The sequence below is a fragment of the Plantactinospora sp. CNZ320 genome, assembly GCF_002846275.1.
Window position 1 is genome coordinate 3,360,466 of record NZ_PJMP01000001.1, and the last position, 15,922, is coordinate 3,376,387.

At 71.5% G+C, this 15,922-nt stretch carries 11 protein-coding genes; 4 read left to right on the forward strand and 7 right to left on the reverse strand.

Annotated features, from left to right (window positions below; all coding sequences use genetic code 11):
• Window positions 1–21: 21 nt before the first annotated feature.
• Both CLT71_RS38015 and CLT71_RS14675 read right to left on the reverse strand, forming a co-directional pair.
• A complete protein-coding gene (locus CLT71_RS38015; protein WP_486483264.1) occupies window positions 22–2,430 on the reverse strand; it encodes an acyl-CoA dehydrogenase family protein in 2,409 nt (802 codons plus the stop codon).
• A 171-nt stretch (window positions 2,431–2,601) separates the two neighbouring features.
• Window positions 2,602–3,897, reverse strand: coding sequence for a condensation domain-containing protein (locus CLT71_RS14675; protein ID WP_143743481.1), 1,296 nt, complete (start codon window positions 3,895–3,897; stop codon window positions 2,602–2,604).
• A gap of 339 nt (window positions 3,898–4,236) precedes the next feature.
• Between CLT71_RS14675 and CLT71_RS14680 the strand changes: the two genes are divergently transcribed.
• The 4 genes from CLT71_RS14680 to leuS all read left to right on the forward strand — a co-directional run bounded on the left by CLT71_RS14680 (window position 4,237) and on the right by leuS (window position 9,256).
• Window positions 4,237–5,100 carry a beta-ketoacyl-[acyl-carrier-protein] synthase family protein gene (locus CLT71_RS14680; RefSeq protein WP_158242237.1) on the forward strand — a complete coding sequence of 288 codons (864 nt, stop codon included), beginning with the start codon at window positions 4,237–4,239 and terminating at the stop codon, window positions 5,098–5,100.
• 41 nt (window positions 5,101–5,141) lie between these two features.
• Complete coding sequence (locus CLT71_RS38020) at window positions 5,142–5,273, forward strand: valine--tRNA ligase (protein ID WP_143743482.1); 132 nt, start codon at window positions 5,142–5,144, stop codon at window positions 5,271–5,273.
• The gene (locus tag CLT71_RS14685; RefSeq protein ID WP_101367602.1) at window positions 5,270–6,457 is read left to right on the forward strand and encodes an acyl-CoA dehydrogenase family protein; all 1,188 of its coding nucleotides are present in this window, start codon (window positions 5,270–5,272) and stop codon (window positions 6,455–6,457) included. The genes CLT71_RS38020 and CLT71_RS14685 overlap by 4 nt, the downstream gene beginning before the upstream one ends.
• A gap of 327 nt (window positions 6,458–6,784) precedes the next feature.
• On the forward strand, window positions 6,785–9,256 hold the full coding sequence (gene leuS / locus CLT71_RS14690; RefSeq protein ID WP_101367603.1) for a leucine--tRNA ligase: 2,472 nt from the start codon (window positions 6,785–6,787) through the stop codon (window positions 9,254–9,256).
• Window positions 9,257–9,361: 105 nt separating this feature from the next.
• On the opposite strand, the gene CLT71_RS14695 is transcribed toward leuS, so the two are convergent.
• The 5 genes from CLT71_RS14695 to CLT71_RS14715 are packed head-to-tail and all read right to left on the reverse strand — an operon-like array spanning window position 9,362 to window position 15,904.
• Entirely contained in the window at window positions 9,362–10,279 is a 918-nt protein-coding gene (locus CLT71_RS14695) for a beta-ketoacyl-[acyl-carrier-protein] synthase family protein (protein WP_101367604.1), read from the reverse strand.
• A complete protein-coding gene (locus tag CLT71_RS14700) occupies window positions 10,272–12,095 on the reverse strand; it encodes an AMP-binding protein (RefSeq protein ID WP_101367605.1) in 1,824 nt (607 codons plus the stop codon). Before CLT71_RS14700 ends, CLT71_RS14695 begins: the two co-directional genes overlap by 8 nt.
• Window positions 12,096–12,141: 46 nt before the next feature.
• The gene (locus CLT71_RS14705; RefSeq protein WP_101367606.1) at window positions 12,142–13,644 is read right to left on the reverse strand and encodes an aldehyde dehydrogenase family protein; all 1,503 of its coding nucleotides are present in this window, start codon (window positions 13,642–13,644) and stop codon (window positions 12,142–12,144) included.
• Complete coding sequence (locus CLT71_RS14710) at window positions 13,644–14,882, reverse strand: amidohydrolase family protein (protein ID WP_101367607.1); 1,239 nt, start codon at window positions 14,880–14,882, stop codon at window positions 13,644–13,646. The genes CLT71_RS14705 and CLT71_RS14710 overlap by 1 nt, the downstream gene beginning before the upstream one ends.
• Window positions 14,879–15,904 carry a radical SAM protein gene (locus CLT71_RS14715; protein WP_158242238.1) on the reverse strand — a complete coding sequence of 342 codons (1,026 nt, stop codon included), beginning with the start codon at window positions 15,902–15,904 and terminating at the stop codon, window positions 14,879–14,881. Before CLT71_RS14715 ends, CLT71_RS14710 begins: the two co-directional genes overlap by 4 nt.
• Between the last annotated feature and the right edge of the window lie 18 nt (window positions 15,905–15,922).

The window sequence follows — 15,922 nt, forward strand, 5'->3', positions numbered from 1 at the left end:
GATCCTCCAGCAGCCTCTGCGTCACCATTCGAATCCGGATCGCGCGACGAGCTGCACGTTCGTGTCCACGAGTCCGAGCACGCCGGAGGCGACCAGGATGCGGTCGTTCGAGAAGTTCAGGCTCGCCGACCGGAGGTCCCGCAGCAGTGCCTCCAGCCGCAGATCGCTGTCGCGCCGGTAGCCGTGGTTGAGGCCGACGAGCTGCACGCACTCGTCGATGGCCTGATAGGTGAGCGTCGAGGCGAGCACCTTGAGTGTGTTCAGGTGGATCTGCGTCGCCGGTGCGTCCGGCCGCCGGCCGAGTGAGCGCAGCTCCTCCACCTCGGCCACCACCTGCCACAGGTACGCGCTGACCGCCTCAAGCTTGCCGCGCACCTCGGCCAGCCTGGCCTGGGCCAGATCCGACTGTGCGGCGGGCACACTCGACCGCTCCCGGCTGCGCATGCTGGACGCCACCCGGACCAGTCCGCCCCGGGCGGCGCCGAGCCAGGCGGCTGCCCAGCCGATGTGCCCGACCGGTACGAAGCTCTCCAGCGCGATGGCCCGGAAGTTTCCCTCGTCCCCGATCACGGCAGCTCTGGGTACGAAGCCGCGCAGTTTGAGCCCGACGCTCTCGGTGCCCCGCATGCCCAGGGTGTCCCAGCTGCGCAGCTGCTCGATCGCCAGATCCGCGCGGTCGGCCCAGACCAGGGTGACCCGGTTCGGCGGCGCCTCCGGTGCGGACCGCATGGTCACCAGGAAGGCGTCGGCGCGCAGCCCACCGGTCACGATCGGCGCGTCGCGTTCGAGCCAGAGCCGGTCGCCGTGCTCGACCAGGCCCTCGGCGTTGGTGAGCAGGTCTCCACCCTTGGCGCGCTCCGAGGTCACCGAGGCGATGTAGCAGTCACCCCTGGCAATCTGCGGCAACACCCGCTGCCGCAACTCGGCGGAACCGAACCGGACCACGGCATCGACCTGTTGGCAGTGCATCGCCCAGATCATCGCGGTGGAGACGCAGCCGGCGCCGAGGATCGTCGTGACCTCCGCCATGTCGCGGAGGCTTCCGCCGAGCCCACCGTGGGATTTCGGCACGAGCAGCCCGAACAGCCCGCTCGCCCGCAGCGCCTTCAGCGACGCCTCGGGAACCTCGGCGGACGCGTCGGCGGCCGGGGCGTGCTGGGCGAGGAGCGGCTGGAGGCGACGGGCGACATCCTGTGCGGAGACGCTCTGCCCGGCCGCCTGCTCGTCGTCCCGGGTGAGGCGCAGCCGGCCGACCGTCACCACCTCGCCGGCCCGCATCGCCACCTCCGTCGGCGCGTCGTGACCGAGGAATCCGACCAGGCTCGCGGTCAGCCCGTACGCGCCGACGTTCGGCACGCGCAGGACGTCACCAACTCGCGGCACGGGCATGGAGGTCTGGGCGGAGAGGACGTCAACGGGAGTGCACAGTGGACCCACCACGGTCACCGTCTCCGGTTCTCCCTGTGGCGGAGTCAGATTCTCGAAGACGGCGGAGGCCGGTGGGAGCCGGCGCAGCCCGGACATCCCGCCCAGGTGGTTGATCCCGCTCGCCAGCACGACGTAGGTCTTCGACCGGCTCTGTTTGACGTCGACGACCTCGGTGAGCAGTGAGCCGCTGCCCCCCACCAGGAAGCGGCCGGACTCGAAGGCCAGGGTGGTGCCGGTCAGGCCCAGGCGGGCCACCTCCGCCTCGACCGCCGGGCGCAGGGCCCGGTAGTCCGGGCGCGATCCTGGACGCGCGTACGGCGAGGCGAACCCGCCGCCGAGATCCAGCAGGTCGAGTGGGATCCCGAACTCGCCGGCCAACCGGTGTGCGGCGTCGAGGTTGAACAGGTGCTCGTTCACCAACGCCTGGGCGTCCTGCGCGTTGGAGATCGTGTAGAAGTGCATCCCGACCACGCGCACCGTCCTGGCCTGGGCGAGTGCGCTTTCGATCTCCGTCGGGGTCAGGCCGAACTGGGACGCGGTGTTGGCCATCCGGAGTCCGCTCGCATTGCCGGCGTCCAGCCCGTTGATCCGGAGCAGAACCCGGGGCGGTTCACCGGCCTGGAACGCCTCCCCCTCCAGTCTGCGCACGTCGTTGACGGACTCGCAGGAAAAGGTCCGCACCCCACGGGCAACCGCGGTGCGCAGGTCCTGTGTCGTCTTTCCGGGACCGGTGAAAATGGCCTCGACGGCCGGGAATCCCGCCCGGCAGGCCTGGTCGAGCTCGCCGACCGAGCTCACCTCGGCACGGAAGCCCAGCTCGGCGAGTATGCCGGCCACGGCCGGGTGGGGATTCGCTTTCAGTGAGTAGTAGAGCTGCGACCCCGAAGGCACCGCGGAACGGAGTTCTTCCGCCGCGGCAAGCACGTCGTCAAGGTCGTAGACATAGCAGGAGGCGCCATCCATGATCTTGACAAGCGTCGACGCCTGAGGTGTCAGGTCCAACAGCTACTCCCCCGTGTTGGGGCGGGCGACCCCGGCAAACTCTGCTGCTGGATGGCTTCACCGTGCCTTTAGGACGGTGTGCCGCTCGGCTGGCGGTCGCTGCCCTTTGCGCCACCGTACCCCATCGCTCTGTTCACTGCTGGCACCCATTGGCGGCCGTCTTATGGTTACTCAGGGCTCCGACCGCGCCACCGTCACCACCCACTCCTCGAGCGCCCGGGCGGACGCTTCGAGATCGACAAGGGACATCAGCCGGGTGTCGATCATGTAATGCAGGGTGATCGCCTCGCGGGACGGCGACGCGAAGAGGAAATACAGGCCGTCACTGTCGTGCTCGTGGCTGGGTACGCTGCGAAACGTGCTCTCCGGCACCGGGCCGTCGTCGTCCTCCGGCACCGGCATCGTCCCGGTGTTCGCGCCGTCGAAGTAGTTGAGGAAGACCTGCGGCATGAAGCGGTGGCCCGCTGGGTGGCGCTCGCCGGACAGCGTCTCGAACAGCTCGTAGATGTCGTACCGGGCAGCCGCCGAGGCGCGCAGCGTCTCCCGGAACGCCGATCGGGTCACCTCCTGCGCGGTGCCGCGTACGTCGACGATCGCCAGGCCCCACTGCATGAGCGTCTCGATCCCGAGGTCGAGCGGGTCGGTGCGGTTGGCGTAGGCGATCCGGGTGGCCACCCTCGGGATGCCGAAGGTGTCACCCAGCACGCTGCTCATCGCCGCCAGCAGGATCACCGCCGACGAGGCTCCCAGCCGCGCCGACGCGGCCGGCATCGCCCGGCGCAGGACCGGCGAGATCAGCGTGCCGGTGTGGAATCGGGGGGTGAGTCCGGGCAGGGTGGGCGCGGGGGTGCTGCCCACCCCCTCCTCGCGCAGCCGCTGCCAGCGACCGATGTTCCGGCGCGACATCGCCCGGCCCGCCTCCGACCCTTCGAACCGGGTCCGGTCCACCGGCTGGGCCACCGGGTCCGGCAGCACGGCCGGGTCGTCGGGGCCGCAGAGCCGGCGCAGTTCGTCGGCGAGGCGGTCCGCGGCGAACGCGTCGATCGCCAGGTGGGAGGCCGCGACCAGCAGGGTGGCCGAACCGTCGGCTTCGTGGCAGACGCCGAACCGCACCGGCAGGTCGTCGGGGCCGAAGGGACGCCGGTACAGCTCGGTGTGGAGGCACGCCTCGTCGGCCGAGCCCGCCTCGGCCATCGACACCGACAGCTCGACGGCGGGCTGCACCCGCTGGCGCCGGTCGGCCGAGAAGAGGGTACGCAGGCTCTCGTGGCGTTCGAGCACGCACCGCACCGCCGTCGCGATCCGTTGCGGCGACAGGCCCGGCGGCAGTTCGATAGTCCGTTTCTGGGTCTGCCGGTACGACTCGTCCGCCGTGATGTCGTAGATGGCCTGCTGGGTGAGCTGCCCCCAGGTCATCGGAGCCTCGCGGTCAACCCCGTGCCGAGCCTGGACGTACAGTGATTCCACGGCGGGTCTCCGTTCCGCTCCCTCGCCTGCGACCCACACAGGGTCTGGACACTCGTCGGGAACGTCAAGAGTTGTACTACTTGTTGGGTTGGCCCGACCGGCGCTGGTTTGTAGCAGTCCATCGAGACTCGGTCGATACCTTGCCCCAGATCGATGTCGTCAACTATTTTGCCCTCACGATGCCCAACCTGGCCGTCCTGCCGGGCCGGACCCGCATCGAGGCGTCACCCGGCGGACGTCTGGTCGTCGAACCACGGGGGAGATTTGCCGAACGGTGCCAACGAGGCGCGACGCCCGCAGGTGTACGCGTCCCACCTGTGCCATGTCCTGGGCGAACCGGTGCCGATCGACGACACGACGGACCCGGAGGTCCGCGCCGAGTTGGCCAACCTGCACGAGCAGGGGATCCGGCACTACCTGGTCGACGAGCGGTCGGTGCCGGAGCTTGCCGTCGCGGCCGCCCGGCCGGTCGTCGAAAAGCTCTCCGGTAGGCCCGTCGACATGCTGGTCTACTGCACCGACACCCCGACCAGCGACCCGGTGGCGCGGCAGATGTGGCAGGTGCAGAGCGAACTCGGGCTCGCCGACACGCCCGCCGTGCTGATCAGCAGCGGCGGATGCGGCAACCTGGGCGCCGGGCTGAAGGTGGCCCGGGCGGTGATGGCGAGCGAGGGTCTCGGCACCGTCCTGTTCGTCACGGCCGACCGCGTCGCCGGCAACATCCCACGGTTTCTGACCCACGGCACGACAGTGCTCAGCGACTCGGCCGCGGCCTGCCTCCTCACCACCGAACCGGTCGCCGAGGGGTTCCGCGTCCTCGGCCTGTCCACCGAGGTGAAGGCGGACCTCGGCGTCGGGTCGAGCCAGTTGGTGCTGGGCCGGGCCATCATGCGCAAGATCGGGCGGGCGCTGAGCGCGGTCTCCACGGAATCCGGCGTACCGCCGGCCGAGTGCCGACATTTCCTCACCAGCAACTTCGGGCGTACGTCGAGGGCCTTCCTCGCCACGGCAGCGCGCTGCACCCCGGAACAGGCCTACACGCCCTGGGTCGCCGAACTGGGGCACTGCTTCTCGGCCGACCTCCTGATCAGCCTCTCCACGTTGCTGGAGCGCGGCGATCTCGACCCGGCGGACCGGCTGCTGCTGCTCAGCTCCACCCCGCAGTCGTGGTCGCTGATCGTCGCGGAACACGTTGCCGGCTGATGGCGGTGTTGGTCGTCCAGAGCCAACCGACGAGGAGGATCATGGTCGCCGTCGAGCACGATTACGACATCCGGTGCACCGGGCAGTCGCCGTACGGCGAGACGCTCACTCCCCCGGGCCGCCCCTGGCAGGCGATCAGCCGTCCGGGCAGCGCGTCGGGGTCGGCCCGATGACCCGCCCCGCACTGCCGGCGGAGAGGCGCGCCGAACTGCTGGACGCGGTACTGCCGGTGCTGCGCCGGCACGCCCGCGAGATCGACCTGGCGGCGGCCTTCCCCACCGAGAACCTGGCCGCACTGCGCAAGAGCGGCCTGCTGGGCCTGCTGGTGCCGCAGCGGTACGGCGGGCTCGGCGGCGACCTGTCCGACCTGGTGGAGATCGCCGGTGACCTGGCCGCCGAGTGCCTCTCCACCGCCATGATCTGGGCGATGCACTGCCAGCAGGTCGACGTGCTGGTGCGCCACGCGTCCGCGCCGCTGCGGGACCGGCTGCTGCCCCGGATCGCCGCCGGCGACGTGTACCTGGCCTCGGTGACCACCGAGGCCGGCAAGGGTGGACACCTGCTCAGCGCGGAGGCCGCGATCACCCGGCAGGACGGCGACCTGCACATCGACCGGATGGCGCCGGTCGTCACCGGCGGGGAGCACGCGGACGGCTTCCTGATCACCATGCGGACCTCACCGGAGGCGACGTCACACGAGGTCAGCCTGGTCTACGCCGACCGGGAGCAACTCACCCTGACCGGCCGGGGCAACTGGGATCCGCTCGGCATGCGCGGCACGCACAGCCTCGGGTTCTCGATCACCGGCCGGGTCGGCGCCGACCAACTGCTCGGCGAGCCCGGCGGCTTCCGGGCGATCACCATCGAGTCCATGGTGCCGGCCGGTCACCTCGGCTGGGCGGCCTGCTGGCTAGGCGGGGCACGGGCGGCGTACGCCGGACTGCTCCGGATGCTGCGGTCGCCGGACCGGCCCTCCTCGATCGACCTGGGGTCGCCGCTCGTCGCCGAGCGGCTGGCGCGGATCCGGCTCGACCTGGAGGCGGTGAGCGCCTACCTGCACGGCGCTCTCGGCGAGGTCAGCACGGCCCGCCAGGCGGGCGGGTCGCTGAGCGGTACCGCCACCCAACTGCACCTGAACTCGCTGAAGGTGCTGGCCGCGGAACTGACCTTCCAGGCGGTCGACCGGATGGTGCAGCTCGGCGGCCTCGGACTGGCCTACCGGCGGGACTCGCCGCTGCCGCTGGAACGGATATTCCGGGATCTCCGGTCGGCGAGCCTGAACTACGCAAACGATCGACTGCTGGTGACAAATGGTGCGCTGTGCATGATGGACACCGGGGTCACCCTGCTGCGCTGAACCGGCGCGGCCGCCTGGGCGACCGTGGCGCGGCGTCCCGCTGGGCGACCGTGGCGCGGTCGTCGACGTGCATCCGGCGCGGGCTGACCCGATCTTCGCAACGCCAGGTCGCGGCTCCCGGACGTGTTGGCGCGGCACCCCGGCGCCGCCATCCGCCCCGGCCTCGCCGTGGGTGCGGGAACACCGCCCGGGGCAGCCGATATGATTGACCGTCGGCGCGGGCGCCGCGGCTTTACAGAACTCTGAATGATAGGCGTGACACACAGCAGGCACTCCTCGTGCTTTCCTAAGCACATGTAGTCCGCGTGACGTAAGGGGTCGGGAACAGTGGAGGACAGTTACAACCCTCAGGCCATCATCGAGAAATGGCTGGAGGTCTGGGAGGACCGGGGCACGTTCAAGGCGGAGGGACCATCCGAGAACGGGTCTCCCGAGCGCCCCCGTTCCTACGTTGTCAGCATGTTCCCGTACCCCTCCGGTGATCTTCACATGGGGCACGCAGAGGTCTATTCGATCGGCGACAGCATCGCGCGTTTCATCCGCATGCGCGGGACGAACGTGCTGAATCCGATCGGTTGGGATTCGTTCGGTCTGCCGGCCGAAAATGCCGCCCTGAAACGCGACATGGATCCGCGGGAATGGACCTACCGCAATATCGACGTCCAGGCCGAATCATTCCGTCGGCTCGGGATATCGTTCGACTGGCGTAGTCGTTTCCACACGTCGGACCCGGAATACTACCGCTGGAACCAGTGGCTGTTCCTGCGCATGTTCGAACGCGGCCTGGCATTCCGGCGCTCCGCCCCGGTGAACTGGTGCCCGACGGACTGCACGGTGCTGGCCAACGAGCAGGTGATCGGGGGCCGGTGCGAGCGGTGCGGCGCGGTGGTCCAGCAGCGCGACCTGACCCAGTGGTTCTTCCGCACCACGGCGTACGCCCAGCGCCTGCTCGACGACATGGCCCAGCTGGAAGGCAAGTGGCCGGACGACGTACTGGCGATGCAGCGCAACTGGATCGGCCGGTCCGAGGGCGCGCACATCGACTTCGTGATCGAGGGCCGCGAGGAGCCGATCCGGGTCTTCACCACCCGCCCGGACACCCTGTTCGGGGCGACCTTCTTCGTGGTGGCGGCCGACGGCACGCTCGCCGACGAACTCTGCGCCGACGAGCGGCGGGACGAGTTCGAGGCGTACCGGGCCGAGGTACGCACGGCAAGCGAGATCGACCGGCTGGCCAAGGATCGACCGAAGACGGGAGTCTTCCTCGGCCGGTACGCCGTCAACCCGGTCAACGGTGAACGGATCCCGGTCTACGCCTCCGACTACGTCCTCGCCGGGTACGGCACCAGTGCGGTGATGGCGGTTCCCGCGCACGACCAGCGGGACCTGGACTTCGCCAAGGCGTTCGGCCTGCCGGTGCGTACCGTCGTGGACACCGGCGAACCCGACCCGGAGACGACCGGGGTGGCGACCGCCGGGCCGGGGACCCTGGTGCAGTCCGGCGACTACGACGGCCTGCCACACACCGAGGGCGGCGAGAAGATCGTCGCCGACCTGGCCGAGCGGGGCGTGGCCGAGAAGGCGGTGACCTACCGGCTGCGGGACTGGCTGCTGTCCCGGCAGCGCTACTGGGGCACCCCGATCCCGATCGTGCACTGCCCGGACTGCGGCGAGGTCCCGGTGCCCGACAAGGAGCTGCCGGTCGTACTGCCCGACTCCGGATACCAGCTGCGCCCGGAGGACGGCCGCTCGCCGCTGGCCAGCGCCGAGGCGTGGGTGACCGTGCCCTGCCCCCGTTGCGGCAACGAGGCCGCCCGGCGGGACACCGACACCATGGACACCTTCGTCGACTCGTCGTGGTACTTCCTGCGCTACCCGAACGCCGAGTACGACGAGGGCCCGTTCGACCCGGCCGGCATCGAGCGGTGGCTGCCGGTGGAGGAGTACGTCGGTGGGCGTGAGCACTCCACCGGCCACCTGATCTACTCGCGGTTCATGACCAAGGTGCTGCACGACATGGGCTACCTGCCCTTCGTCGAGCCGTTCCGGCGCCTGATCAACCAGGGCCAGGTCGTGATGAACGGCAAGGCGATGAGCAAGACCCTGGGCAACCTGGTGAACCTCCAGGAGCAGATCGCCGCGCACGGCCCCGACGCGGTGCGGGTCACCATGCTGTTCGCCGGTCCCCCGGAGGACGACATCGACTGGGCGGACGTCTCGCCGACCGGTGCGGTCAAATGGCTGGCCCGGGTCTGGCGGCTGGCCGGCGACGTCGGCGCGGTACCCGTCGACGCCGCACCGGCCGACGGCGACTCGGCGCTGCGCAAGGAGGTGCACCGCCTGGTCGCCGAGGTCACCACCCTGATGGAGGGCCGACGGCTCAACGTCGCGGTCGCGCGCCTGATGCAGCTCACCTCGTCGCTGCGCCGCGCGGTGGACGGCAAGCCCGGGCCGAAGGATCCGACCGTGCGGGAGGGCACCGAGGCGCTGGTGCGGATGCTGTCGTGCTTCGCACCCTTCACCGCCGAGGAGTGCTGGGAGCGGCTGGGCCGCCCCGCCTCGGTCTGCGACGCGGGATGGCCGGAGGCGGACCCGGCGCTGCTGGTCACCGAGACCGTCACCTGCGTGGTCCAGATCAACGGCAAGGTCCGGGCCCGGCTCGAGGTGCCCTCTGCGGTGGAGGACGCCGCCCTGGAGGAGCTGGCCCTCGCCGCCGACCCGGTGCGGCAGGCGCTGCGCGGGGCCGCCGTCAAGAAGGTGATCGTCCGGGCTCCCCGGCTGGTGAACCTGGTCGTCTGAGACCGTCGGCCGGGCGGGGGCGCGTCGTCGTGTCCCCGCCCGGCCGGCGCGGTCTCAAAGATCGAGGCACCCGGCCGCGCCTCAACCGAGGTGTTCGGCCGCGACTCAACCGAGGTATTCGGCCAGGGTCACGGTCCAGCCCCGCGACCCGGTGGTCAGCAGCAGCAGGCGGTCACCGGGGTCCAGATCGGCACCGACCCGGAGCGCCTCCAGGTTCATCAGGACGTCGGCCGAGAAACAGTGCCCCATCGCCTCGCGCAGCGGGGCACGTACCACGGCCTGCGGCACTCCCACGGCTGCCGCGAAGAGCGACTGGATGGCCGTACCGTAGTTGCCGGTGACCAGATAGCGGCAGTCCGCCACGCTGAGTGACGCGTCGGCGAAGAGCCGGCGTACGGCTCTGCCGATCCCGTTGAGGGTGACCCGGGCCGTCGGCATTCCGATGCCCGTCGCGGCGGCATCGGCCTGCACGCTGACGGCGATCCGGTGCACCGCGAAACCGCTGGCCGGCGGCTCGGCGGTGACCAGGCAGGCGGCGGCTCCGTCGCTGAGCACGGTCAGCCCGTCCGGCAGATAGCGGGTGTCCCCGACGGACCGGTCGGCGGTGACCAGGAGCACGCTGCGCAACTCCTCGGCCAGCACCATGTTGCGGGCCACCCGAAGGCCGAGGCCGAGGTTGCCGCACTCTCCCCCGGCGACGCGCAGCACCGGCACCCGGGGCAGGCCCAGCCCGCTGGCGAGCTGCCAGACCTGGGGTCCCGGGGGGACCAGGGTCGGCGTGTCGGAGCAGTAGACCACGGTTTCCGGCTCCGTCCGGTGGCCCGGTGCACGCAGCGCTGCCGACGCTGCCGCGCCGGCCAGGTCGGGTACGGGGTCGTCGGTCACCCGACAGCGCACCAGTCCCTCGTCGGTGAGCGTCGCCAGGGCCTTGCGCACTTCGGCGTCCGCCAGGTCGTCGAGCGTGACCGGATCGCCCACCACGTGCGAGATGTTGGCGAGGTAGACGGCCGGCGCGTCAGGCATCGGTGCCTCCCGGCCGGATCGGCGCCGCGACGCCCTGTTCCGCGATGAGTTCGGCGAGTCGGGCCAGGGGTACCGGTTCGAAGATCAGGGCGATGTCCAGGTCACCGCCGAGCGACTCACCGAGCTTGTGGTACACCCGGATCACCTCCACCGAGCTGAGGCCCAGCTCGGTGAAGGAACTCTCCAGCGCGACCTGCTCGCTGCCGGTGACCCGGGCGACGGCGTCGCGCAGGGCCCGCGCCACCTCCGCGCCCGGCGCACGCCCGGTGGCCTCCGCGTCGCCGGCCGGTGCGGCACCTGCGGCGTCCGTCCCGCCCGTGGGCGCGAGCCGGGCGGCCACCAACTCGGCGAGGGCCTCCTTGTCCGCCTTGCCGCTGGGCGTACGCGGCAGGTCGGCCAGCACCAGCACGTGGCTCGGCACCTGGTACGCGGCCAGCCGGTCGGCGGCGTGCCGACGCAGGCTCTCCGGTTCGACGGCCCGGACGGCCTGCACCGCGGCACCCAGGTCCTCGCCGAGGATGGGATCGCTGATCGGGAACACCGCCGCCTCCCGGACGCCCGGGAAGGATTCGAGCACCCGCTCCACCTCCGGGCAGGAGACCTTCTGCCCGCTTATGTTGACGAACTCGCGGGTCCGCGCCACCAGGTGCAGGCAGCCTCGTTCATCGAGACGGCCCAGGTCGGCCATCCGCACCCAGTCGCCCCGGAAGGTGGCCGCGGTGGCCTGTGGATCGTCGAGATAGGACCGGGCCGGCAGGTCGGGTGGCACCCGCAACTCGACCACGCCGACCTCGTCCGGCCCGAGAATCTGCCCCTGCTCCCCGACGATCCGGACCGCCGAGCCCGGGTTGGCGAAGCCGACGGCGCCGGGCTGGTAGCCGGGGCCGTACTCCAGCATGGTGCCGGCCCAGCCGGATTCGGTACTCGAATAGTCGATCACGATGGTGGCGGCGGGGAAGAGCGCGCGCAGCGCCTCCAGGGCCGGAACGGGGCAGCGCGCCGACCCGATCGTCAGGCGACGCAGCGACGAGGTGTCCGGCAGGTCCCCGTCGAGCAGTCCGGCCATCGCCGTCGCCGTGGCCGGCACCATCGCGGTCTCGGTGACCCGGTACTGCTCCACCAGCCGCAGGAAGGTGGCCGGGTCGAACTCGGGCGCGCGGACTCCGGTGACGCCCCGGAGCAGCGGTACCTGGGTCGCCCACTGGCCGACCGGCACGAAGAGCGGGAAGGCGTGCAGCAGTACCTCGTCGGCGGTGCTCGGCGCCGGACGGGCACCGTACATGATGTCGCGGTGGGTCATGGCGACGGCCTTCGGCGTACCGGTGGTGCCGGAGGTGAAGACCACAGTGGCGACGGCGTCCGGTTCGGCGGCCGGTTCCGGAGCGTCATCGGTCCGGGGCTCCTCGTCGACGCCGTCCAGCAGCTCCTTGACGACGAGAATCCGCACCTCCGGATCGGCCTCGGCGGCGTCCTCGCCGCCGACCAGGAACTCGCAGTGCACGGCCGAGGTCAGGGCGCGCCGTCGGGAGGTGTGGTCGTCGGGCGAGACGAGCACCGCCACCGCGCCCAGCCGGTGGACCGCGGCCAGGCAGACGGCGAAGTCCAGCGCGGCGTCGCGCGCAAAGGCCAGCGCGACCCGGGTGCCGGCCCGGACACCGTGGCCCGCCAGCCGGGCCGCGACCGTCCGGGCCCGGGCGGCCCACTGCCCGTAGGTCAGCCGGCCCGCGTCGTGCACCAGGTGTGCGACCCGGTCCGGGTGATGCTCACCCCACCGGTCCAGCAGCCGGTCGATTGTTGATGGGTACGTCGCCCTCACAGCCCTTCCTCACCGGATCCCGTTCGCCGTTCGCCGACAGTCGGCCTCAGCCGGCCGGGCGACTCACCGGAGGATCGGCCGGACCATCGGTCGGCGAGGTGTCCAGCGGGAGGCCCGTCACCTGTCGCACGAGGTAGTCGTCGAACGCGGGACCACCCCCGTTGTGACCGTTTCCGCTCGCCCCGAACGCGGCGTACGGCGCGTCGGGTCCGTACGGCAGGCCGTCGTTTACCGTCACGGCGGCGGCCCGCAGTCGGTTGGCGAACCGCCGGCCGCGCTCGAGCGAGCCGGAGGTCACCGCTGCCGCCAGACCGTACTCGGTGCCATTGGCGAGCGCCAGTGCCTCGGACTCCGTGTCGTACGGGAAAACCGTCAACAGCGGGCCGGGGATGTCCTGACAGGACAGTGGCGAATCCGGTGCGGCCCCGGTGACGAGCGTCGGCTCGACGAAGTAGCCGCCGTCCAGTCCGGGCGGGACGCCACCGCCGCAGACGATCTCGGCTCCGGAGCGGCCGGCGGCGGCGACCGCCGTCAGGAAGCGCTGCCGGGCCGCCTCGCTCACCAACGGTCCCACCACCACCTCGGGATCGTCCGGGCGGCCCAACGGCACTGTGGCCATCGCCTCGCGGAGCGCCTCGACGCCCTCGGCGAAGAGTCGGCGCGGGACGATCAGCCGGGAGAAGAGGGTGCAGGCCTGACCCGCGTGGAAGCAGGCCCGCACCGCCGCGTACGGCAGCAGGTCCGGGTCGGCATCGGGCAGTACGACGTGTGCGGACTTGCCGCTGAGGTAGAGCACCACCCGCTTGAGTGCGGCACCGGCGATCGCGGCCACCCGACGGCCGACCTCCGACGATCCGGTCAGGCTGACGAGGTCGACGCCGTCGCTGCCGCAGAGTGTCTCGCCGAGGGTGTGGTCGGCTGCCGTGACGACGTTGAGTACCCCCGGCGGCAGCCCCGCCTCGATGCCGAGCCGGGCGATCCGCAGGGCGGTCAGCGAGGTGTACGGCGAGGGCTTGACCACCACCGTGTTGCCGGCGGCCAGTGCGGTGAAGACCCGCCGCAGCAGCAGGGCGGCGGGAAAGTTGGCCGGTGTCAGCACCGCGGCCACCCCCACCGGTTGCCGGCGGACGATCCGGGCGCTGCCGAACCCGTGGAAGTCGCGGGTGCCCAACTCCTCGTCCGCCAGATGCTGCACGAGATGGTCGCAGATCCAGTCGAGGTCGCCGAGGACCGCGTCGAGCTGGATGGAGCGGGTCAGCCGGACCGGTACCCCGCCCTCGGTCACGACGTCGTCGCGTACCGCCTCACGGTCCCGGTCGAGCAGGTCGACGAGGCCGCGCAGGCGTTCCGCGCGGAGCTTCGGATCGTGTGCCCAGCCGCCGTCGTCGGCCGCCCGCCGGGCCGCACCGACCGCCGCCGCCACGTCCCGGGCCGACGCGTCCGGCACGGTGCCGACCGGTTCGCCCGTGCACGGGTTCAGGCTGGTGAAACGCCTGCCGTCGGCGGCCTCGGTCAGCTCTCCGTCGACCAGCATCCGCTCGTGCCGCATCAGCCCGCCCGGTCGCCGGAGGGTGGCGCATGTCGTCCCTGGGCGGCGACGTGGGATCGGCCGTCGTCGCGGACGACCTTTCCCTGGCGTACGACCAGGCAGACGTCGGCGATGGCGTCGATGTCGGCGATCGGGTCACCGCGTACCGCGATCAGGTCGGCGTCCATCCCGGGCCGCAGCGCCCCCTTGCGGTCGTCGAGTCCACAGGCCCGGGCCGCGAGCGAGGTGGCCGAGCGCAGTGCCTCGACGTTTGTCAACCCCAGCCCGGCGAGGGTACGCACGGCGTGCGGGAGTACGTCGTGCGGCTTGCCCGGCAGCGACCCGGCGTCCGGGCCGGCGACCAGGAGCACGCCGCTCTTGTGCATCGTCTCCACCACCGGCTCGAAGACGTCGAGGAAGGTCCGGAACCCGGGTGGGACCGTCCACTCGGGACTCAGCCCGAGCGTCGGGCCGACGATGATCCCACGTTCGGCGATGGCGTCGATGACCGCCGGCTCCGGAGCCAGCCCACCCGGCACGCTGAAGAAGCAGTGCTCGATCCCGTCGACTCCGGCCGCCACCGCCTGGGCGATCGCCTCCGGTGGATAGGCGTGCACGGTCAGCGGCAGCCCGTGCCGGTGCGCCTCCTCCACCGCCGCCCGCAGCTCGACGGTGGTGTACTGCGGAAGCGAGGTGTTCGACCGGGGGGTCAGCCGGCCGCCGGAGGCCATCACCTTGATCACGTCCACCCCGCGCTTGGTGAGCGTGCGGACGGCCTTGCGCACCTCCAGCTCGCCGTCGGCCTCCAGCCCCAGGAAGTGTCCGTGCCCGCCGGTGATCGTCACCGGGGTACCGGCGCAGACCAGCTCGGGGCCGGTCTCCGGTCCGGTGGCGAACCAGTCCCGCAGGTGCAGGCTCAGCAGTTGGTGGTCGCCCAGGTCGCGGATGGTCGTGATGCCGGCGTGCAGGGCGCGCAGGGCGGCGTGCCGCATCGACAGTACGAGCCGCTGCGCCGGGGTCGTCGCGATCGCGTCCGCCGCGTCCGGCCTGCCGTCCAGGCAGAGGTGTGCGTGGGTGTCGACGAGTCCGGGCAGGATCGTGGCGTCGCCCAGGTCCAGCACGTCGTACCCGTCCGGGGCGGGGTTGCCGTCGGTGTCGACTGCCGCGATCCGGCCCTCCTCGACGAGGACCATCGCGCGGCCGACGGCACGGTCGGCGCGGCCGTCGTAGAGGCGGTTGGCGAGTACGGCGAGACTCACACCCGCACCCTCCGCTCCGGCGACCGCTCCGCCAGCGATCCGACGGTCCCGCGTACGTCGAAGAGCAGGTGCCGGGGCACGGTGTCGAGCAGTTCGGCGAGTTCCTGCACATCGGCCGGTACCCCGATGCACCGGCTGACCGACTCGTTGTCCCGGGGGGTGCGGACGTCCGAGCAGAGCCGGCACGCCTCGGGCAGCTGCGACCCGCCCGCGACATGCGCGGCGCGGAGCGCGCGGGCCTTCTCGCCGTTCCAGATCTGCGCCAGCGTCTGTTCGTGCAGCGAACCGAGGACCAGGCGGCCGGCGAAGTCGGCGCAGCACGGCACCACCGAGCCGTCGGCCCGGACCACGACGTTCAGCCACGGGTCGAGGCAGCGGCTGCCTGGCGGCGCCGAGTCCCGCCGGCCGGCGGGCCGGCTGAGCTGCCCGGCGCGGGTCGAATAGCGCTTGAGGTGCACCGTGTCGACGCCCTCCTCCGCCCAGATCCGGATGAACTCGCAGATCTCGTCGAGGGGCTGGTCGGAGATGACGAGCTGTGCCTGGGTGACCGGCTGGCCGCGGTCACCGCGCAGCGCGATGAACCGCCGCACGTTGCGCTGGACCTCGTCGAAGTCCCCGCCGATGCGGATCCGCTCGTAGGTCTCCCGCCGGGCCGCGTCCAGGGAGAACACCAGGAGGCCGAGCCCGGCCTCCAGCAGCATCGCGCAGCGCCGGTCGTCCAGCCGGGAGGCGTTCGTCGAGAGCATCATGCGTACGCCGCGTTCGCGCAGCGTACGCATGATCTCGTCGAGCCGGGGATGCAGCAGTGACTCCCCGGAGAAGTGCACCCAGACCGGCGCGGCCTGGAAGGCGTCGCGCTCCCGCTCGACCCAGTCGGCCAGCTCCGCCGCGTCCAGCAGGTGCGGCTTGCCGTCCGGCCGGGGGCACGAGGTGCAGGCGAAGTTGCACCCGTTCGTCGGCTCCACGCAGAGCACCCGGGGCAGATAGTCGAGCTGCTCCCACCCCTGGTCGTACGCTGCCACGACCTGTTCCCAGGTCCC